At 75.0% G+C, this 19,157-nt stretch carries 17 protein-coding genes and 1 tRNA gene; 8 read left to right on the top strand and 10 right to left on the bottom strand.

The window, feature by feature from the left end:
- Positions 1–7 precede the first annotated feature (7 nt).
- The 4 genes from CELGI_RS11085 to CELGI_RS11070 all read left to right on the top strand — a co-directional run bounded on the left by CELGI_RS11085 (position 8) and on the right by CELGI_RS11070 (position 3,221).
- A complete protein-coding gene (locus tag CELGI_RS11085; RefSeq protein ID WP_013884215.1) occupies positions 8–1,069 on the top strand; it encodes an ABC transporter substrate-binding protein in 1,062 nt (353 codons plus the stop codon).
- Positions 1,066–1,989, top strand: coding sequence for an ABC transporter ATP-binding protein (locus tag CELGI_RS11080; protein ID WP_013884214.1), 924 nt, complete (start codon positions 1,066–1,068; stop codon positions 1,987–1,989). The genes CELGI_RS11085 and CELGI_RS11080 overlap by 4 nt, the downstream gene beginning before the upstream one ends.
- The gene (locus CELGI_RS11075; RefSeq protein WP_013884213.1) at positions 1,989–2,603 is read left to right on the top strand and encodes a mycothiol-dependent nitroreductase Rv2466c family protein; all 615 of its coding nucleotides are present in this window, start codon (positions 1,989–1,991) and stop codon (positions 2,601–2,603) included. The genes CELGI_RS11080 and CELGI_RS11075 overlap by 1 nt, the downstream gene beginning before the upstream one ends.
- Positions 2,604–2,714: 111 nt before the next feature.
- Positions 2,715–3,221: a hypothetical protein gene (locus CELGI_RS11070; RefSeq protein WP_013884212.1), complete on the top strand. Its 507-nt coding sequence runs from the start codon at positions 2,715–2,717 to the stop codon at positions 3,219–3,221.
- A gap of 51 nt (positions 3,222–3,272) precedes the next feature.
- Here CELGI_RS11070 and CELGI_RS11065 read toward each other — a convergent pair whose 3' ends face one another.
- Complete coding sequence (locus tag CELGI_RS11065) at positions 3,273–5,252, bottom strand: M13 family metallopeptidase (RefSeq protein WP_013884211.1); 1,980 nt, start codon at positions 5,250–5,252, stop codon at positions 3,273–3,275.
- 57 nt (positions 5,253–5,309) lie between these two features.
- On the opposite strand from CELGI_RS11065, the gene CELGI_RS11060 reads away from it, so the two are divergent.
- Complete coding sequence (locus CELGI_RS11060) at positions 5,310–5,756, top strand: ribose-5-phosphate isomerase (RefSeq protein WP_013884210.1); 447 nt, start codon at positions 5,310–5,312, stop codon at positions 5,754–5,756.
- A 51-nt stretch (positions 5,757–5,807) separates the two neighbouring features.
- Here CELGI_RS11060 and CELGI_RS11055 read toward each other — a convergent pair whose 3' ends face one another.
- From CELGI_RS11055 to CELGI_RS11045, 3 genes are read right to left on the bottom strand one after another with little or no spacing between them, the layout of a single operon-like run.
- Complete coding sequence (locus CELGI_RS11055) at positions 5,808–7,073, bottom strand: GNAT family N-acetyltransferase (RefSeq protein ID WP_041574182.1); 1,266 nt, start codon at positions 7,071–7,073, stop codon at positions 5,808–5,810.
- A 47-nt stretch (positions 7,074–7,120) separates the two neighbouring features.
- Positions 7,121–7,471, bottom strand: coding sequence for an MGMT family protein (locus CELGI_RS11050; RefSeq protein WP_013884208.1), 351 nt, complete (start codon positions 7,469–7,471; stop codon positions 7,121–7,123).
- Between the two features lie 34 nt (positions 7,472–7,505).
- A complete protein-coding gene (locus CELGI_RS11045; protein ID WP_013884207.1) occupies positions 7,506–8,543 on the bottom strand; it encodes an LLM class F420-dependent oxidoreductase in 1,038 nt (345 codons plus the stop codon).
- Between the two features lie 136 nt (positions 8,544–8,679).
- Between CELGI_RS11045 and CELGI_RS11040 the strand changes: the two genes are divergently transcribed.
- Positions 8,680–9,171 carry an NUDIX hydrolase gene (locus CELGI_RS11040; protein ID WP_013884206.1) on the top strand — a complete coding sequence of 164 codons (492 nt, stop codon included), beginning with the start codon at positions 8,680–8,682 and terminating at the stop codon, positions 9,169–9,171.
- On the opposite strand, the gene epsC is transcribed toward CELGI_RS11040, so the two are convergent.
- The 4 genes from epsC to CELGI_RS11020 form a co-directional block, all read right to left on the bottom strand.
- Positions 9,162–9,746, bottom strand: a complete 585-nt coding sequence (gene epsC / locus CELGI_RS11035) for a serine O-acetyltransferase EpsC (protein ID WP_013884205.1) — start codon at positions 9,744–9,746, stop codon at positions 9,162–9,164. The genes CELGI_RS11040 and epsC overlap by 10 nt on opposite strands.
- Before the next feature lie 88 nt (positions 9,747–9,834).
- Complete coding sequence (gene cysK / locus CELGI_RS11030) at positions 9,835–10,770, bottom strand: cysteine synthase A (protein ID WP_013884204.1); 936 nt, start codon at positions 10,768–10,770, stop codon at positions 9,835–9,837.
- A 415-nt stretch (positions 10,771–11,185) separates the two neighbouring features.
- Positions 11,186–12,934 (bottom strand): bifunctional 3'-5' exonuclease/DNA polymerase, encoded by a 1,749-nt coding sequence (locus CELGI_RS11025; RefSeq protein ID WP_013884203.1) that lies wholly within the window; start codon positions 12,932–12,934, stop codon positions 11,186–11,188.
- Between the two features lie 51 nt (positions 12,935–12,985).
- On the bottom strand, positions 12,986–13,627 hold the full coding sequence (locus CELGI_RS11020; RefSeq protein WP_013884202.1) for an SGNH/GDSL hydrolase family protein: 642 nt from the start codon (positions 13,625–13,627) through the stop codon (positions 12,986–12,988).
- 107 nt (positions 13,628–13,734) lie between these two features.
- On the opposite strand from CELGI_RS11020, the gene CELGI_RS11015 reads away from it, so the two are divergent.
- Positions 13,735–13,808, top strand: a tRNA-Pro gene (locus tag CELGI_RS11015).
- Positions 13,809–13,868: 60 nt separating this feature from the next.
- On the opposite strand, the gene CELGI_RS11010 is transcribed toward CELGI_RS11015, so the two are convergent.
- Both CELGI_RS11010 and CELGI_RS17775 read right to left on the bottom strand, forming a co-directional pair.
- Positions 13,869–15,059, bottom strand: a complete 1,191-nt coding sequence (locus tag CELGI_RS11010) for an LCP family protein (RefSeq protein ID WP_013884201.1) — start codon at positions 15,057–15,059, stop codon at positions 13,869–13,871.
- 136 nt (positions 15,060–15,195) lie between these two features.
- Complete coding sequence (locus CELGI_RS17775) at positions 15,196–18,069, bottom strand: helix-turn-helix transcriptional regulator (protein ID WP_013884200.1); 2,874 nt, start codon at positions 18,067–18,069, stop codon at positions 15,196–15,198.
- A 345-nt stretch (positions 18,070–18,414) separates the two neighbouring features.
- Between CELGI_RS17775 and CELGI_RS17375 the strand changes: the two genes are divergently transcribed.
- A complete protein-coding gene (locus CELGI_RS17375; RefSeq protein WP_013884198.1) occupies positions 18,415–19,152 on the top strand; it encodes a hypothetical protein in 738 nt (245 codons plus the stop codon).
- The last annotated feature ends 5 nt before the right edge of the window (positions 19,153–19,157 follow it).

Below are 19,157 nucleotides of genomic sequence, written 5' to 3'. Positions count from 1 at the left end.
AGTCCCGATGTCCCACCGGTCCGCGGCCCGACGCCGCCTCATGTCCACCCTCACGGGCCGTCCCGGTCCGACGTCCGCGCGACGGCGTCCGGCCGCCGCCGCGGCGGCGCTCGTCGCCGCTGCGCTCGCGCTCGCGGGCTGCACGGCCGCCGACGCCGCGGACGGACCCACGCACGTGACCGTGGTGCTCGACTGGACGCCCAACACCAACCACTCGGGTCTGTACCTCGCGCTCGAGCGCGGGTACTTCACCGACGCGGGCCTCGACGTCGACGTCGTCGAGCCGGGGGAGACCTCGGGGTTGCAGATGGTCGCGGTCGGCAAGGCGCAGTTCGCGTACTCGGTGGCCGAGGGTCTGGTGCCCGCGCGTGAGCAGGGCGCCGACGTCGTGTCGGTCGCGACCGTGATCGAGCACAACACGTCGAGCCTGATCTCGCTGGCGTCGGCGGGCATCACGCGCCCGCGGGACCTGGCGGGCAAGCGCTACGGGTCCTACGGCTCGGAGCTCGAGTCGGCGCTCATCCGGCGGCTCGTGGAGTGCGACGGGGGAGACCCCGACGCGGTGCAGATGCCGCCCCTGACGTCCGACGACTTCCGCATCGGCCTCACCGCGGGCCAGTACGACGCGGCATGGGTGTTCGACGCGTGGGACACCATCCGCCTGCGGGACGTGGACGGCCTGGACGTCACGACCCTGGCGTTCGCGGACCACACCGACTGCATCCCGGACTGGTACACGCCGCTCGTGGCGACGTCCGCGGAGCTCGTCGAGGAGGACCCGGCCACGGTCCGCGCGTTCGTCGGTGCGCTCGCGCACGGCTACCGCGACGCGATGGACGAGCCTGACGCGGCGGCCGACGCGCTGCTGGCGGCCGCGCCCGAGCTCGAGCCCGAGCTGGTCGAGCGCAGCGCCGCATGGCTCGCGACGCGGTACGCCGACGACCCGGCCGCGTGGGGCCGGCAGGACGCGCGCGTGTGGACCGACTTCGTCGCGTTCCTGCAGGACAACGACCTCGCCGACGAGGGGTTCGACACGGCCGCGGCCTGGACCGACGAGTTCCTGCCGTGACCATCGCACCGGCCGTCGAGGCCCCGCGCGCCGCGCGCGCCGACGAGCCGTGGGGCGCGCGCGGCCTGACGATCGCGTTCGACCGGGGCGGCACCGTGGTCGACGCGCTCGACCTCGCGGTGCGCCCGGGGGAGCTGGTCGCGGTGCTGGGGCCGTCGGGCTGCGGCAAGTCCACGCTGCTGCGCGTGCTCGCGGATCTGCCGGCACCCGGCACGCGCGTGCTGGCCGGCACCGTGCACCGGCCGGACGCGGTCCCGCCCGCACCCGCGGTCGCGTGGCTGCCGCAGCGCGACGGGCTGCTCCCGTGGCGCCGTGCGCTCGCGAACGCGACGCTCGGCGCTCAGATCGCGGGCGTGGACCTGGGCGCCGCACGTGAGCGTGCGCGCGAGCTGTTCACCGTGTTCGGGCTGGCCGGGTACGAGCGCGCGTGGCCGCACGAGCTGTCGGGTGGCATGCGACAGCGGCTCGCGCTGCTGCGCACGTGCCTCGTGGGCGCGCGCCTGCTGCTGCTCGACGAGCCGTTCGGCGCGCTCGACGCGCTTACGCGGCGCCGGATGAACGCGTGGCTGGCCGACCTCGACCTGCGCGCCGCGGCGGGCGGCACCGAGCCGTCGGCCGTGGTGCTCGTGACGCACGACGTCGACGAGGCGCTGACGCTCGCGGACCGCGTCCTGGTCCTCAGCGCGCGGCCCGCGCGCCTGGTCCTCGAGCTCGACGTGCAGGGTGCGGCCGGTGCGGACGGCGACGAGGACGCGCGCAGGCGCGTGCTCGCAGCGCTCGACGCCGCGGCCGACGACGACCACGTCGCGGCGCGTGGGGGCCGTCCGGGAATGGGCGGCGCTCGTCGGGGATTGTCACGTGAGGCGGCGGGGCGACCCGGCGCACCTGACCGTGCCCACGACCGATCGGAGAACGCCTGATGCCCAGCACCACCCCCGTCGTCGACTTCTGGTTCGACCCCGCGTGCCCGTGGGCGTGGATGACGTCGCGCTGGATCGACGAGGTCGCGCAGCACCGGGACATCGAGGTGCGGTGGCACGTCATGAGCCTGTCGGTGCTCAACGAGGGCCGTGCGGACCTGCCCGAGCGCTACGTCCGGCTCATGGCCGAGGGCTGGGCGCCCGTGCGCGTCCTGGTCGCCGCCGCCCGCGACCACGGGCCCCAGGTGCTCAAGCCGCTGTACGACGCGATCGGGACGCGCCGCCACCCGGGCGGCCGCACGGACGGCGACGCGATCCTGGCCGAGGCGCTCGCAGAGGTCGGCCTGCCGGCCGAGCTCGCCGCCGTGGGGGCGACCACCGAGGTCGACGACCTGCTGCGTGCGTCGCACGCCGAGGCCATCGCGCTCGTCGGCGACGAGGTGGGCACGCCGGTCGTCGCGATCGACGGCGTCGGCTACTTCGGCCCCGTCGTGACCCCGGCGCCGACCGGGCAGGCCGCGCTCGACCTGTTCGACGGGCTGGTGCTCATGACGCGCGTGCCGGGCTTCTACGAGCTCAAGCGCACGCGCACGTCGGGCCCCGTGTTCGGCTGACGTCTCGCGCCCGGCGGCTCCCCGTCCCGGGTGGTGCCGCCGGGTGGATCGTCCCGATGTGGACGTGTGATGCTGTCTGGCGGTCTGCAGGGTCCGACGGACAGGAGAGCCATGACGAGCAAGCGCACGATCCGGACGTGGGTCGTGATCGACGCGGTGCTGGTCACCGTGCTCGTCGTGCTGCTCGTGGCCACCCTCGGCGGACCGTCGGGCAGCCCGGGCGCACCGGCGAGCACGACGGCGACGCCCACGGCGGCCGCGACGGGCTCGGCCGCACCCGCCAAGTTCCGCCTGCCCAGCGGCAACATCGCGTGCACCATGGCGCCGTCCGGCGTCACGTGCACCATCGCGAGCATCACGTACGAGCCGCCCGCGGTCCCGGGCTGCGCGGGCGACACCGGTCACGTGCTGGTGCTCAACGACGACGGCTTCGCGTTCGACTGCGTCGACGGTCCTGCGCCCACGGTGGCGGGGGACGACGTGCCGGTCCTCGAGTACGGCTCCAAGGCGACCTCGGGCCCCTACGTCTGCACGAGCGCGACCGACGGCGTGAGCTGCGTCGACGACGCGGGCACCGGGTTCAAGCTGGCGCGCGCCGCGTGGTCCGAGCTGCCGTGACCGCACCGCGGTCCGAGCGGCGCTGAGCGCACGCCCGGACCGCGCGGGACGTCACCAGATGCGGACGCGGTCCTCGGGCGCCACGTACAGCGCGTCGGTCGGCTGCACGTCGAACGCGGTGTAGAACTCCGGCACGTTGGACACCACGCCGTTGCAGCGGAACTCGTCGGGTGCGTGCGGGTCCGTCGCGAGCCGGCGGGCGACCTCCTCGTCGCGGCCCTTGGTGCGCCACGCCTGCGCCCACCCCAGGAAGAACCGCTGCGCCGCGGTGAGCCCGTCGATCACCGGCGCGTCCTCGAGCGCGTGGCCGAGCGCGATGCGGTAGGCGCGCAGCGCGATCGACAGCCCCCCGAGGTCGCCGATGTTCTCGCCGATCGTCAGCTCGCCGTTGACGTGGTGCGTGCCGTCGAGCTGCGCGGGCGAGAACGCGTCGTACTGCGCGACGAGCGCGCGCGTGCGGCGCTCGAACTCCGCGCGGTCGTCGGCCGTCCACCAGTCCTCGAGGCGCCCGGCGCCGTCGTACTTGCTGCCCTGGTCGTCGAACCCGTGGCCGATCTCGTGCCCGATGACCGCGCCGATCGCGCCGAAGTTCACGGCGTCGTCGGCGTCCGCGTCGAAGAACGGCGGCTGCAGGATCGCGGCGGGGAAGACGATCTCGTTCATGCCCGGGTTGTAGTACGCGTTGACGGTCTGCGGCGTCATGAACCACTCGTCGCGGTCGATGGGCCGGCCGATCTTGCCCAGCTCGCGCTCGAGCTCGAACACGTTGGCGGCCCGCACGTTGCCGAGCAGGTCGCCCGCGTCGACCCGCAGCGCCGAGTAGTCGCGCCAGCGGACGGGGTAGCCGATCTTGGGCGTGAACGCGTCGAGCTTGGCCAGGGCCTTGGCGCGCGTCTCCTCGCTCATCCAGTCGAGCTCCGTGATCGACTCGCGGTACGCCTCGACCAGGTAGCCGACCAGCGCGTCCATGCGCTCCTTGTGCGACGGCGGGAAGTGCCGCTCGACGTACACCTCGCCCACGGCCTCGCCCAGCACGCCCTGGACCAGCGAGACGCCGCGCTTCCAGCGGTCCCGCAGCTCCTGCGCGCCCGTCAGCGTCCGGCCGTAGAACGCGAAGTTCGCCTCGACCAGCTCCTGCGTGAGGTACGGCGCGCGGTCGCTGACCACGTGGTAGGACAGCCACGCGCGCCACGTCTCGAGCGGCTCGTCGGCCCACAGCCGTGCGAACGCGTCCGCGAAGTCGGGCTCGCGCACCACCAGGTGGTCGAGTGAGCCCTCCGGGGCGCCGAGCGCGAGCGCCCACGCGTGCCAGTCGAAGCCCGGTGCGCGCTCGGCGAGCGCCGCGAGCGTCGTCGGGTTGTACGTCAGGTCCGCGTCGCGGTCCTTGACCACGTCCCAGTGCGCCGCGGCGAGCCGGGTCTCGAGCCCGACGACGAGCCCCGCGAGCCGGTCGGCGTCCTCCTGGTCCGCCGCGACCTGGGCGAGCAGCAGCATGCGCGCGACGTGCGGGCCGTACGCCGCCAGCAGGTGCGCGTACTGCTCGTCGCGGTAGTACGCCTCGTCGGGCAGCCCCAGGCCGCCCTGGTGCAGGTAGACGACGTAGCGCTCGGGGTCGTCGGCGTCGTTGTCCACCCAGAAACCGAACGCGCCGCCCGCACCCGTGCGCTGCAGCGCGCCGAGCGCTCCGGTGAGCTCGGCCTGCGTGGTCGCGGCCTCCACGAGCGCGAGGTCGGTGCGCAGCGGCGCGAGCCCCGCGGCCTCGATCGCGTCGGTGTCCATGAAGCTCGCGAACACGGCGCCGACCTTCGCACCCGCACCCGTGCCGTCGCCCGCCTGCGCGCCCAGGTCGGCGATGATCTCGCGCACCTGCGCCTCGGCCGCGTCGTGCAGCGTGCGGAACGTGCCGTCCATCGCGCGGTCGGCCGGGATCACGTGCTGCGCGATCCAGCGCCCGTTCACGTGCCGGTACAGGTCGTCCTGCGGGCGGACGTCGGGGTCGAGGTCGGTCAGGTCGAGTCCGCTGCGCGTCATGGCCCCAGCCTACGGACGTGCGCCGGGAGCCCCGGCACCGTGCGGCAGGATGAGGCCATGCGCATCCACATCGGATCTGATCACGCGGGGTACGAGCTCAAGGTCGCGCTCGTCGAGCACCTGCGGGCCGGTGGCCACGACGTCGTGGACCACGGGCCGGCGGAGTACGACGCCCAGGACGACTACCCCCCGTTCTGCTTCGCGGCCGGTGAGGCCGTGGTGGCCGAGCCGGGGTCGCTCGGCATCGTGCTCGGCGGCTCGGGCAACGGCGAGCAGATCGCCGCGAACAAGGTGACCGGCGTGCGCGCGGTGCTCGCATGGAGCCTGGACACCGCGCGTCTGGGCCGGCAGCACAACGACGCGAACGTCATCGCGATCGGTGCGCGTCAGCACTCGGTCGACGACGCGATCGCGATGGTCGAGGCGTTCCTGGCCGAGCCGTTCAGCGGCGACCCGCGCCACCAGCGCCGCATCGACCTGCTCACGGCGTACGAGGCGCGCTGACCGTCCGCTCGTCGGTCCCGCGGCAGGAGCGGCGGGACCGACGAGCGTGCGTCAGAACACCCAGCTGCACACCGGTGCGACGGGCCACGAGAACGCGGTCGCGGCGCGCAGCAGCGTCCCGGGTGCCACCTCGGTGACCAGCCCGGCACGCGCGTACGCGGCCAGCGAGCGGCCGCCCAGGTAGGCCGCCGCGAGCTCCCGCACGTCCAGACGCAGGTCGGGCTCGTCGTCGGTCGAGGTGACCCGCGCGGTGAAGCCGCTGGCGTCCGCGTCACCCGTGGTGAGGCGCCACCGGCCCGCGTTCTGCGGCAGCCGCGCGTCGGTGACCTCGAGCACCACGTCGAGCGCGGACGAGTAGCGCCGGGCCTCGAGCGCGGTCGGCACGTCGAGCAGCCGGACCCACAGGTTGTCCGAGAACCGCGGCACGGCGCCGCGCGCGTCCACCAGCAGGTGGAGCAGCTCGTCGTCGGCGGGCAGCATGCCCGTGTTCACCTCGACCGTGAGGTCCAGGTCGAGCACGAACGACCACAGCCGGTGCGCCGCGGCCGCGTCGAGCGCGACCGCCTCGCGCACGTGCACCGGGTACCGGGCGCCCGGGTCGGCCCACGTCTCCTTGCGGCGCAGCAGCGCGTACGCGCGCGGCTCGCCCGCGGCATCGTGCACCGTGACGATGCGCAGCGACTCGCCCCCGTCGCGCCACGCGGGCGGGTCGACCACGCGTCCGCGACGCATCGCGTCCGACGAGCGCGGCATCCAGCCGGGCCGGCCCGCGCCGCCCGCGGTGTGGATCGTGTGCACCAGGTCGGTGTGCCGGTCGGCGTCGGCCGTGTCGAACCGCACCGTGAGCTCGGCGCTGCCCGGCACGTCCCGCAGACGGGCGCCGCGCGGGATCTTGAGCCGCACGTCGTCGGCCACCGAGCCGTAGCCGAACCGGCCGTAGATCGGCATCTCGGCCGCGAACAGCGCCGAGACGGCCTCGCCGCGCTCGAGCGACCGCGCGAAGTGGAAGTCGATCATCGACGTGAGCAGGCCACGGCGGCGCTCGTCGGGCCGCACACCCACCCACGTCAGGCCCGCGCACGCGACCTCGCCGCCGGGCACCGGGAGGTCGAAGTCGTAGGACGCGTGCACGGCCGCGAGCGTGCCGTCGGGCCGCTCGACGGCCGCGGTGCGGTCCCACTCGAGCTGGTCGGGGATGATCTCGCTGGTCTTCTCGTCGGGCTCGAACGCGAACGCGAGGTGGTTGACCGCGCGGAACTCGTCCTTGCGGTCCAGGGGCACGGTGACGATGCGGTAGCCGTCGGGCAGTGGGGTCATGGCGCCCATCGTGGTCCCGTCGCAGGTGGAAAGCCCAGCGCTTTGCATCAGCCCGTGCCGTGCGCGCTCGGCTCGTCGGGGAACCAGATCGCCCGGCGCAGCGCGACGCGCGTGCCGTCGGCGGACAACGGCGTGCGCTCGCCGCGCAGCTCGGTCAGCGCGCGTGTGGCGTGCCGTGCGGGTGGTGCGCCCGCGGCGTTGACCACACGCCACCACGGCACGCCCGAACCCGCGCGCGCCATCACCTGACCGACCTGTCGCGGCCCGCCGCGCGCACGCCCGCCCGCCGCGACGAACCGCTCTGCGACCACCTCGGCCACGGTCCCGTACGTCATCGCACGGCCCGGCGGGATCGTCGCGACGAGGTCCAGCACGGCCTCGAGGTACTCGTCGTCCACGCGTGCAGTGTGCCCTGGCGGCGGGGCCGTCGGGTCACGCGTCGCGCAGCAGCTCCGCGACGGCCGGCAGCGTGCGGGGGTCGCCCTGGACCACGAGCGTCGTGATCGTGGTCGCGCGCCACGCGGGCAGCTGTGCGCGCACGTCGTCGGGCGTCCCGACGAGTGCGACGTCGCGCACGAGCTCGACGGGCACGGCGGCGGCGGCACGGGCCTTGTCCCCGGCGAGGTAGTGCGCCTGGATCTCGTCGCACACCGCGGAGTAGCCGAGCCGGTCGAGCACGTTGCGGTGGAAGTTGGCGCCCTTGGCGCCCATGCCGCCCGCGTACAGCGCGACGAACGGGCGCACCTGGTCCGCGGCGGCCTCGACGCTGTCGGCCAGCACCACGGGGACGGGCGCGACGACCTCGAAGCCCGCGGGGTCGCGGCCGTCGGTGCGGGCCGCGAAGCCCTCGGCGAGCAGCGCGCGGTACTCGTCGTCCATGCGCGGCGAGTAGAACATCGGCAGCCAGCCGTCCGCGATCTCCGCGGACAGCGCGACGTTGCGGGGGCCCTCCGCGGCGAGGTGGATCGGCAGGTCTGCGCGCAGCGGGTGCACGGTCGGCTTGAGCGGCTTGCCCAGGCCCATGCCCTGGTCGCCCGGCAGCGGCAGGTCGTAGAAGTCGCCCGCGAACGTCACGGGCGCCTCGCGTGCGAGCACCTGCCGCACGATCGCGACGAACTCGCGCGTCCGGGCCAGAGGGCGCGGGTAGGGCGCGCCGTACCAGCCCTCGACCACCTGCGGCCCCGACGCCCCGAGCCCGAGCACGAACCGCCCACCCGAGAGATGGTCGAGCGTGAGCGCCGCCATCGCGGTGGCGGTGGGCGTGCGCGCGGAGATCTGCGCGATCGCGGTGCCCAGCCGCACGCTCGTCGTGCGCGAGCCCCACCACGCGAGCGGGGTGAACGCGTCGGACCCGTAGGCCTCGGACGTCCAGACGGAGTCGAAGCCGAGCCGCTCGGCCGCGAGCACGGTCTCCAGCGCGTGCGGCGGCGGGCCCGCCGACCAGTAGCCCAGCGAGTAGCCCAGTCGCATACCAGCCTCCGTGACGTCGTCGTCGTGCGCCGCCCCCGCGGCGCGCGGCCAGGTTACCGGCCGGTACGGTGCGCCCGGGCGCGTGTCACGGTGCGGTGCGCTGCGCGCGGGCCCCGCCGGTGTCTAGGGTCGGGGCGTGGTCAAGCAGGCGCGGGTGGTGCGGGTCGGGGCGTACGGCGTGGTCGAGCGCGGCGGGAACGTGCTGCTGGTGCGCGCCAGCCCGCGGTCCGACGTGCCGGGGACGTGGTGGCTGCCCGGCGGCGGCGTGGAGTTCGGCGAGCAGCCCGCGGCCGCCGTGGTGCGTGAGGTGCAGGAGGAGACCGGCCTGCGCGTGCGGGTCACGGGACCGCCCACGGTCGTCTCGGACGTGCTCGAGGTCCGCGACCGCGGCATCGTGCTGCACTCGGTCCGGCTGTGCTACCCGGTCGCGGTCGAGGGCGGCGAGGAACGGGCGGAGTCCGACGGGACGTCGGACGCGATCGCGTGGCTCCCGCGGCCGATGGTCGCGTCGGTCGCGACGCTGCCGTTCGTGCAGCACGTGCTGGGCCTGGCGCCCGCCGACCCCGACGCGGTGCTCGTGGTCGAGGACGGCGTGGTGCGCCGCCGCACCGACGAGCCTCAGATGTAGATCGCGGGGTCGTCCACCTCGGCGTCGAACGGCGCCGCGACCGGGCGCAGGCGCACCTGGGCCGGCACCCCGACGGCGATCGCCCCCGCGGGGACGTCCTGGATGACCACCGCGTTGGCGCCCACCTGGACGCCGTCGCCGATCCACACCGGGCCCAGGATCTTGGCGCCGGCGCCGACCACGACGTTGTCGCCCAGCGTCGGGTGCCGCTTGCCGTGCCGCATGGACTTGCCGCCGAGCGTCGAGCCGTGGAACAGCACCACGTCGTCGCCCACCTCGGCGGTCTCGCCGATGACCACGCCCATGCCGTGGTCGATGAACAGTCGGCGCCCGAGCCGTGCGCCGGGGTGGATCTCGATGCCCGTGAGCGCCCGCACCAGCTGCGACAGCAGCCGTGCCGGGAGCCGCAGCCCGGGCTCGCGCCACATCGCGTGCGCGACCCGGTACGTCCACACCGCGTGCACACCCGGGTAGGCGAGGGCCACCTCGAGCAACGAGCGTGCCGCGGGGTCACGCCGACGTGCCGCCTCGAGGTCCTCGCGGAACGTGGCGACGAAGTGCTGCAGCGGAGGCATGGGACCTGGCTCTCGGGACGTGGTGCGGGGGACGGACCCGGGGACGCCGTGCCCCGGCCGCGCGCGGCGACCGGGGCACGGCACGTGCTCAGTCGAGCAGGTCGGCGTACAGCACCGTCGACAGGTAGCGCTCGCCGAACGACGGGATGATCGCGACGATCAGCTTGCCCGCGTTCTCGGGGCGCTCGGCCAGCTGCTTGGCGGCGGCGAGCGCGGCACCCGACGAGATCCCGACGAGCAGGCCCTCCTCGGCCGCGGCGCGGCGCGCGTAGGTCACGGCCGTCTCCGCGTCGATGTCGATGACCTCGTCGTACACCGAGGTGTCGAGGATCTCCGGCACGAAGTTGGCGCCGATGCCCTGGATCTTGTGCGGGCCGGGCTGGCCGCCGTTGAGGATGGGCGACTCCGCAGGCTCGACCGCGACGATCTTGACGCCCGGCTTGCGCTCCTTGAGCACCTGGCCGACGCCCGTGATGGTGCCGCCCGTGCCGATGCCGGCCACCAGGATGTCGATCTCGCCGTCGGTGTCGGCCCAGATCTCCTCGGCCGTGGTCGCACGGTGGATCGCCGGGTTGGCCTCGTTGGCGAACTGGCGGGCCAGGATGGCGCCCTCACGCTCGGCGACGACCTCGTTGGCGCGGTTGACCGCACCCTTCATGCCCTCGCCCGCGGGCGTGAGGATCAGCTCGGCGCCGAACGCCCGCAGCAGCGCACGCCGCTCCTTGGACATCGACTCGGGCATCGTCAGCACGACCTTGTAGCCGCGCGCGGCTCCGACGAACGCGAGCGCGATGCCGGTGTTGCCCGACGTGGCCTCGACGATCGTGCCGCCGGGCTTGAGCTCACCCGAGGCCTCGGCCGCGTCGATGATCGCGACGCCGATGCGGTCCTTGACCGAGTTCGCCGGGTTGTAGAACTCGAGCTTGCCGACGACCGTCGCGGGGGCGCCGTCGGTGATCTTGTTGATGCGGACCAGCGGGGTGTTGCCGATGAGCGCGGTCGCGTCGTCGTAGATGCGTGCCATGGTTCCTCTTCGGTCGAGCCGCCGCGGGTGCGGCGGCGGTGCGGGGACAACTGCGGGGGACGTGGTCGTGCGGGACTGCTGCTACGGTGCGGGTGGACGGGCGCCCGTCCGGGGGACCGGGGTCACCTGATCCGTGGGTCAGGTGGTGCGGGGACGCGTCCGCCGGGGCGAGCGCTGGCGCACAGGGACGATCCTCACCGGGTGGTGGCGTCGTCGCGCGCGGGAGCCAGCGCTCTACCGACAGCGACAACAGGGCGCGCCGAGGGCACGCACGAAGGAGGCGGGGGCGGACGTCCGCTCGCTCATCGCTCTCCTCCAGATGTGGCCGGTGGGCCACGGTCGGGCTGACGGTAGCGTCAACGCGACGACGTGCGCAAAGGTTCCCGGCCAACGGACGCGTGACGTGGCGCACTTCTCAGGACCGGTCGGCCCGGTCGTCGACCGGCTGGTCCAGCGGCTCGTCCCACGGGAGGCGCGCGGCGTCCTTGGCGTCCGCGTACGACGACGCCGCACCCACCGAGAGCGGGAACTGCACCGGGAAGTCGCCGAACAGCAGCCGACCCGCGGCCGTCGCGGCCGCCGTGACCTGCTCGGCCACCTCGGCGGCGAGGCCGGCCGGGGTGTGCACCACGATCTCGTCGTGCAGGAAGTAGACCAGGTGCGGGCGCGCCGTGAACGGCGCGGGTGCGCGGCCGGGCGTGCCGGTGCTCTCGCCCAGCGCCCACAGGCGTCGGCGCAGCTCGGCGATCCAGCACAGCGCCCACTCGGCCGCGGTGCCCTGCACCACGAAGTTGCGCGTGAACCGGCCCCAGGACCGGGTCTGCGCGCGGGCGCGGGACTGCGCGCGGTCGTTCGCGTCGGGGTCCAGCGCGTCCGCCTGCACGCGTGACCACGCGGCGTCGGGGCGCGGTGAGCTGCGGCCCAGCAGCGTGGAGACCACCTCTCCGCGCTCACCCGCGCGCGCCGCGGCCTCGACCGCGCCGAACGCCTGCGGGTAGGCCTGCAGCAGGCGGGGCAGCACGGCCGCGCTCGCGCCCGTGGTCCCGCCGTACAGCGCGCCGAGCATCCCGATCTTGGCGAGCGCGCGTTCGGGCACCACCCCGGCGTCCACCATGCCCGCATACAGGTCCTTGCCTGCGCCCGCGGCCGACATCCGCTCGTCACGCGCCATGCCCGCGAGCACGCGCGGCTCGAGCTGGGCGGCATCCGCGACGACGAGGCGCCATCCCGGGTCCGCGCACACCGCACCGCGCAGCAGCCGCGGGATCTGCAGCGCGCCGCCGCCGCTCGAGCCCCAGCGGCCCGTGACCACGCCGCCCACCACGTACTCAGGCCGGAACCGCCCGTCCGGGACCCACTGGTCCAGCCACGCCCAGCCGTTGGCGCTGTGCAGGCGCGAGAGCTTCTTGTACGCGAGCAGCGGTGCGATCGCGGGGTGGTCGACGTCCTGCAGCTCCCACTTCCGGGTCGACGTCACGTCGAGCCCGACGCGCCGCAGCGCGCGCAGCACGTCCGGCAGCGAGTCCGGGTTCAGGTGCGGCGCGTCGAGCGCGTCGCGTACCTCGGCCGCGAGCGCGGCCATCCGGCCGGGGCGCTCTCCGCGGCGTGGCCGGTCGCCCAGGAGCTCGCGCAGCACCGCGTCGTGCGCCGCCACGTCCCACGGCAGGCCCGTGTGCCGCATCTCGGCCGCGGCCAGCGCGCCCGCCGACTCGCCCGCGAGCAGCAGGCGCAGCCGGCCCGGGGTCGCGGCGCCGGCCACCGCGGCGTCCTGCGCCGCGACCTCCGCGAGGCACGCGTCCTCGTCCGCGTCCGACTGCCCGGCCTCGGTCGTCGGCTCGTCGTCGGTGTCGAACAGCGTCGGCGGCCGGTCCGGCTCGGCGGCCTGCTCGGCCGGGCCGGCGTCGAACGGCCCCCGGGGTGCGCGCGCGAGGTCGGACGTGGCGGTCGCGGCGCTCGCGCGCAGCACGTGGTGCGCGAGCCGCAGGTCCAGGCACCGCTCGACGCGCACGCCGTCCGTCAGCAGCCGCGGGTACCAGGCCGCGGTGTCCGCCCACACCCACCGGACCGCGCGCTCCGGGGCGAGCACCGCATCGTCGAGCGTGCGTGCGTGCACCACGGCCCCGGGGTGGGCGCCGCGTGCGGGACGCGCGAGCAGGACGAGCACACCACGAGCCTGCCGTACGCCGCCCACACCTCCCGGCGCCGCGTCTACGTGTCAGGCGGGGATGCCCACCGCGTCGAGCCACGCCTCGGCCAGCAGGCCGTTGCCGGCGGGCGTGAGGTGCACGCCGTCGGTGGTCCAGTGCGCCGCGCCCGCGGCCTGCGTCGCCTCGGCGAACAGGTCGTCGGCCGGCAGGTGCAGTGCGCCGTACTCGGCCGCGAGCCGCCGGACCACCGCGATGCGCGGGTCCAGGTCCTCGCGCCAGGCCGCCTGCTGCGCGGTGACCGGCAGGAGGAACGGCTCGACCAGCACGAGGCGCGCCCCGATGGCGCGGACCGGGTCGAGCAGCGCGCGGTAGTGCTCCTCGTACTCGTCCGTGCTGGTCGCCGTCCCGCCGTCGTACCGGCGCCACGTGTCGTTGATCCCGACGAGCAGCGAGACGACCGTCGGCGAGAGCGCCAGCGCGTCGCGCTCCCAGCGGGCCCGGACCATCGCGGTGGTGTCCCCGCCGACGCCGCGGTTGCTGAACGTGAGCCCCAGCTCGGGCCGGCGCGCCCCGGCCAGTGCCGCGGCGATCGCCGCCCAGCCGTGCCCCAGGCTCGTCGGGTCCTGGCGGTCGCGGCCCCAGTCGGTGATGGAGTCGCCCTGGAAGAGGACGTGGTCGCCACGCTGCAGGTACGTCGTCACGCGGGCCATCCCACCACATGCGCCCGGCGCCGGTCCGGGACCCGCACGCCGGACGCGCGTCGGGCGTCCCCGGGGCGTCCACTAGCCTGGACGCGCGCACGGGCCGGCCCGTGCTGCGGGGTGTGGCGCAGGTTGGTAGCGCGTCCGCTTTGGGAGCGGAAGGTCGTGGGTTCGAATCCCGCCACCCCGACCGTGTGACCCGGTCGCCGTGCGCCTCGCGCATGCGGCGACCGGGCACGGTGCGCGTCGGTCAGCCGCACGGTCCCGTCGACTCCTGCGGGTCCGGGGTCGAGCCCGTCCCCGTGCCTTTCCCCCCTGTGCCGTGCGACCTCGGCGACGTGGGCGTCGGGTCGGTGAGCGGGCGGTCCTCGCGGATCCGCTGCCACACGTCGTCGGCCGCCGCGGTCCACACCACGCGGCCCTTCTTCCCGTACGGCTCGTTCGGCACCGTGATGGCCTCGATCTCCGTCCCGTCGATGCCGCGCAGGCCGTTGGCCAGGCCCGCGAGCGTGCGCAGGTCGCCGAGCCCCGGGCTGACCGCGAGCGACTTGGTCGCGCGGTCGAGCACCTTGAGGAGCTGGGCGGGGTCGCCCAGCAGGTCCTCGTCGTGCACCTTGTCCGTGAGCGCCTCGAGGAACGCGTGCTGACGGTCCAGGCGCCCGAGGTCGCTGCCGATCCACAGCCCCCAGCCGGTCCCGGTCCGCGCCCGCAGGAACGCGATCGAGGTCTTGCCGTCGAGCACGCGCGGGCCGGCCTCGACGTGCAGCTTGGCGTCGTCGGAGTCCATCGCCTCGGGGAAGCAGAACGGCACGCCGCCCAGCACGTCGATCACGTCCCGCACGCCGTCCATCTTCACGACGACGTGCTCGTCGGTCCGCAGCCCGGTGTTCTGCTCGAACGTGCGGCGCGTGCACGCCGCGGCCGTCGTGAGGTCGTCGTCCGGGCCCGAGCCGATCTCGAACGCCGCGTTGAACATCGTCATCGTCCGGTCGCCCGTCTCGGTCCCGTCGGCGAGCAGGCAGGACGGGATGTCGACGAGCGAGTCGCGCGGGATCGAGACCACGTCGATCCGGGAGCGGTCGGCGGGCAGGTGGACCAGGAACGTCGAGTCCGAGCGCTGCCCCTCGACGTACCCGGCGAACTTCGCGTTGTCGCCGTCGCGCGCGTCGACGCCCATCACCAGGATGTTGAGCGGCGCACCCGCGAAGCCGTCGGTCAGCGGGTCCGCGGACGTGGCGACGGTCGGGCGCGACGCGCCGAGGTACTCGTCGACGCCGTCGGCGGTCTCCAGGTTGCCCTGCAGGTGCGCGTAGGTGGCCCAGGCGGCCGTGAGCCCGAAGACGGGCACCGCCACGAGCGTCGCGACGGCGATGCGCACACCCGTGCGGGAGCCTCGCGGGCGGCGGGAGTGGCGGGCCGGATCGGTGGGTGCTGTGGTCACGTCGGCACGCTAGGACGGGCGCGTCCTGGCGCGGGCGCGGTCCGGCGGACGTGCGGGAGAGGTCACGTGTGCGCGGCGTGAAGATCCGCAGGTCAGGGCGCTGCGACGCACACAAGTCGGGTGTTGCCGGAGCGGTTCAGACGCGTCCGATGAGCCCCCGGCGGTGCGCGAGGTCCACCGCCTCGGCGCGGCCGGACGCGCCGAGCTTGGCCAGCACGTTGGAGACGTGCACGGACACGGTCTTGCCCGAGATGAACAGCGCCCGCCCGATCTGGTTGTTGGACAGACCCTGGGCGACCAGCTCGAGCACCTCGGTCTCGCGTGCGGTGAGCACGTCGCCCGCGCCCGCGGCGGCGCCCGTGACGGCGAGCCGTCCCCGGCGGACCAGGTCCCGCACGGCGGTCGCGAGCGGTGCGGCCCCCATCGCCTCGGCATCGGCCAGCGCCGTCGCGGCCTCGCTCGCCGCGTCCGCGCGCTCGCCCGCCTCGAGGAGCGCCTCCGCGAGGCGGAACCGGCTGCGCGCCTGCTCGTAGCGGTGCCCGTACCCGAAGGCGTCGACCGCGGTGCGCCACACGTCGGGGGTGTTGGCCGCGGGGCCCGCGAGCCGTGCGTGCTCGGCGCGCGCACGCGCGGCCCACGCGCGGCCCTCGGGGCCGACGCTGCGACCGGGCGGGAGGGGGCGCGCGATCGTCCCCTCGGCGCGCGCCAGCAGCGGCTCGCCGGCCGCGACGCGCTCGGCAGCGTCCCGGCCGTGCCGGCGGTCCTGGGTCGCGGCGTCCGCCAGCGCCGCGAGCCCGAGCGCCGAGAGCCAGATGCCTCCGAAGAACTGCGGGCTCCAGGCCGCGGAGAGCTGGTCCAGCACGCGCTGGACCAGCGTGACCGCCTCGTCGTGCTCGCCCGCCCGCGCCAGCGCGTCGGCCGCGCACCCACCGGCGATCAGCGCCGCGAGGCCGTCCCGCTCCCACCGGGGCTCGAGGGCCCGGCACCGGGCGACCACGTCGTCGTCGCCGCGCGCGACCGCGGCGTACAGGACCGCGAGGTCCAGGAGGCCGCCGTCCTCGTCGGGACCCCGTGCCGGCTGCGCGACGGGCGTGAGATCGCCGCTCACGTACGACGCGAGCGCACCGTACCCCGCGAGCTCGAGCCCGAAGTCGGAGTGCGTCAGCCCCGTCTCGCGGGCCCTGGCCAGACCCAGCTCGGCGAGCCGCGTGGTCCCGGGCAGGTCGCCCACCTCGTACCGGGTGGCCGCCATGTTCATGAGGATGCGCAGCTCGGTGCCCGCGTCGCCGACGGTGCGCGCGCGCTCGAGCGCCTCCTCGAGCAGCGCGTCGGCGCGTGCGGCGTCGTCGTCGGCCACCAGGATCGCGAACGACGTCAGCGCGTCCGACTCGGCGGACAGCGCCCCGACCCCGCGCGCCACCGTGAGCGCCTCCTGCAGCACCTCGAACGCGTCGAGCGTGCGGTCCAGGTACACGAGCGAGCGCGCGTGCGTCGCCAGCGCCCAGGCGCGTCCGGCGCTCGGCGTGCCCGGCATGGCGTCGAGCGCGAGCGTCGACTGCTCGAGCGCGTCGTCGATCCGCTCGACCGCCTGCAGGTGGCGGGCGAGCGCCACGCGTCGGCGCGGCCGGGCGGCGTCGTCGGCGACGTCCACGGCGGACCGGGCGAGCTGCACCGCGCGGTCCCGACGGGCCGCGGCCGCGGCGGCACGTGCGGCGCGGTCCAGGACCGCGTCCTGCGGCTCCAGATCGGGCAGCGCGCCGGCCGCCGCGTCCCACAGGCGCAGCGCGACCTCGAGGTGCCGGAGCTCTTCCTGCGGGGCCAGGCGGGTGTGCGCCGCGTCGGCCGCGGCCAGGGACGCGCTGAGCGCGGTGGGCAGGTCGGGTGCGTGCAGCGCGTGCGCCGCGAGCTCGGCCGGGCTGCCGAGGCTCGGGTCCTCGCGCAGCGCGGTCACGTAGGCACGGTGCAGCGAGGACAGCTCGCCCGGCAGCAGGTCCGCGGCCACGGCCTCGCCCAGCAGCGCGTGCCGGAACGCCAGATGCCCGTCCTCGACCGCCAGCACGTGGTGCCCCACCGCGTCCCGCAGCGCCGCGTCGAGCGTGCCCGCACCCTGCGGGTCCGTCGCGCGGCATGCGGCACGCAGCAGCGGCTCGCTGACCCGCCTGCCCGCGACCGACGCCACGCGCACCACCTGCTGGACCGCGGGGTCGAGCACCTCGACGCGCGCCCGCAGCACGTCGGCGAGCGAGCCGGGCAGCTCGTCGCACCCGGTCTCGAGCAGCTCCTGCGCGAAGTACGCGTTGCCGCCCGAGCGCCGCGTGACCGAGCGCAGCGTGCGGGGCGGGGGAGCGGCACCCGTCAGCGCGATCGCGAACTCGCGCATCTCGTCGGGCGTGAACGGCGCGAGGTCGACCCGCTGCACGCGGGGGTGACGCGCGAGCTCGGCCGCGACCGGGCGCCACGGGTGCCGGCGGTGCAGGTCGTCCGTGCGGTACGTGACCACCAGGAGCACGGGCTCGTCGCGGAGCCGTGAGACCAGGAAGCGCAGCACGTCGCGGCTCGAGGCGTCCGCCCAGTGCGCGTCCTCCACCACGAGGAGCAGCGGCGCCCCCGGCCGGGCGACGGCCCCGAGCAGCTCGGCGATCCCGTCGAACAGCTGCAGCCGGTCCGCCTCCTCGGCGCTCCCCGAGCCCCGGCCCAGCAGCGTGCCCAGCGCGGGCCGGTCGGTCTCCACCGCGGCCACCTGCTCGGGTGCGAGGTCGCGCAGCCGAGCCGCCGCGTCCGCGAACGGCAGGTACGGCAGGCCGATCTCACCCAGGTCCACGCAGTGCGTCACGACGACGGTCGCACCGGCCTCCTGCGCGACGCGCGCCATCTCCCGCACCAGCGCGGACTTGCCCACGCCCGCGTCGCCCGCGACCAGCGCGACCCCGGGCGCGCCCGAGCCCGCCCGGGCCAGGGCGTCCCGCAGGACGTCGACCTGACCCGAGCGGGCGACGAATGGTGTGCTCATCGGGCCGCGGACCACGCCCCCGATCCTGGCAGCGACCACCCACGCGCTGCACGGGTGCCCGTGCGCGGCCCCGCGGAGCCGCCCGGCCCCCGGCCCGGTGCGCGGCGCCCCCGCGCCACGCCTGCCGCCCGCATCGACTCGACCAGCTCCTGACGGCGGTACGTGAGCTCGGCCTCCAGCGCCGGCCCCCACATCTCCTGCATGGCAGTCCCTCCCTCTTCCTCCGACACCCTCGAGGTTGCCCGTGAGGCGGTGGCGGGCGGATCGGACGTGCGCCCAGTCCTGAGTGAGGCGGGTGCCCGGAACGGCCCCTGAGGTACCTCAGGCCGCACCAGGGTCCTGCGCATGGACGCCGACGAGCTGACCGCGTCGGTCGAGCAGTGGATCCACGACGGCGAGCTCGACGAGGCCCGCGCGCGCCTGTCGGCGATGCTCCAGGACACCGGGTCGCTCCTCACGTCCAGCACGAGCCGGATCGCGCGCTCACGCAACTCGTCCGGGTACTTCCTCGGTGCAGCCATGACTCTCATCCTCCGTGGATTGAGAGCCTCCATGGAAGCCGGGGCGGTTCACTCCGCGCCCGCGTCCAGGAGGCCCGAGCTTGAGGCTGCCCGACGACCGTCGTTCATTCTGCGCGTGACCGTCAGCGGAGCCTGTACGGCGCCCTGGTGCTGGTCCCAGGACTTGGTGCACGATCCGGTCATGTCGCCTGACGAGTTCCCGCCGATCACGGTCGTTGACGTGGATGACGAGCGCTCTGCGCGCTGGTCGGGGATGAGGGAGGTGACTCCATTGCTGTCCCGGCATCCCGAGCGGGAGTGGAGGTTCTTCTTCACGGAGGCAGCCAGACGGTCACCGGTCTTCAAGTGGCTGGACGCGGGTTTCGTCCGCTGCGGCCCAGCCGAGGTTCCAGGGGTCGAGGCGGGTCTGCGCGCATGTGCGGCGGAGGCGAACGAGAAGTTCGTCGAGTTCCTGACGCGGGCGGCGGTCAATCAGCCTGATGAGGTGGCACAGTTGTTGGAGCTGATGGCGATCGCCGCGGCGTCCGGGGAAGGCCGCGTCCGCTTGGTCTCTTGGGTGTGACCAGG

Origin of the sequence: Cellulomonas gilvus ATCC 13127, assembly GCF_000218545.1 — a bacterium.
GTDB lineage: Bacteria > Actinomycetota > Actinomycetes > Actinomycetales > Cellulomonadaceae > Cellulomonas > Cellulomonas gilvus.
The sequence above is the reverse complement of the archived record's forward strand: the minus strand, read 5'-3'. Positions and strand labels throughout refer to the sequence as shown.

Coding starts and splice junctions, on each gene's coding strand:
- CELGI_RS11055 (WP_041574182.1), bottom strand. CDS start 7,073: ATGACCCCACTGCCCGACGGCTACCGCATCGTCACCGTGCCCCTGGAC.
- CELGI_RS11070 (WP_013884212.1), top strand. CDS start 2,715: ATGACGAGCAAGCGCACGATCCGGACGTGGGTCGTGATCGACGCGGTG.
- CELGI_RS17375 (WP_013884198.1), top strand. CDS start 18,415: ATGGACGCCGACGAGCTGACCGCGTCGGTCGAGCAGTGGATCCACGAC.
- CELGI_RS11065 (WP_013884211.1), bottom strand. CDS start 5,252: ATGACGCGCAGCGGACTCGACCTGACCGACCTCGACCCCGACGTCCGC.
- CELGI_RS11075 (WP_013884213.1), top strand. CDS start 1,989: ATGCCCAGCACCACCCCCGTCGTCGACTTCTGGTTCGACCCCGCGTGC.
- epsC (WP_013884205.1), bottom strand. CDS start 9,746: ATGCCTCCGCTGCAGCACTTCGTCGCCACGTTCCGCGAGGACCTCGAG.
- CELGI_RS11020 (WP_013884202.1), bottom strand. CDS start 13,627: ATGGCCCGCGTGACGACGTACCTGCAGCGTGGCGACCACGTCCTCTTC.
- CELGI_RS11085 (WP_013884215.1), top strand. CDS start 8: ATGTCCCACCGGTCCGCGGCCCGACGCCGCCTCATGTCCACCCTCACG.
- CELGI_RS11045 (WP_013884207.1), bottom strand. CDS start 8,543: ATGCGACTGGGCTACTCGCTGGGCTACTGGTCGGCGGGCCCGCCGCCG.
- cysK (WP_013884204.1), bottom strand. CDS start 10,770: ATGGCACGCATCTACGACGACGCGACCGCGCTCATCGGCAACACCCCG.
- CELGI_RS17775 (WP_013884200.1), bottom strand. CDS start 18,069: ATGAGCACACCATTCGTCGCCCGCTCGGGTCAGGTCGACGTCCTGCGG.
- CELGI_RS11060 (WP_013884210.1), top strand. CDS start 5,310: ATGCGCATCCACATCGGATCTGATCACGCGGGGTACGAGCTCAAGGTC.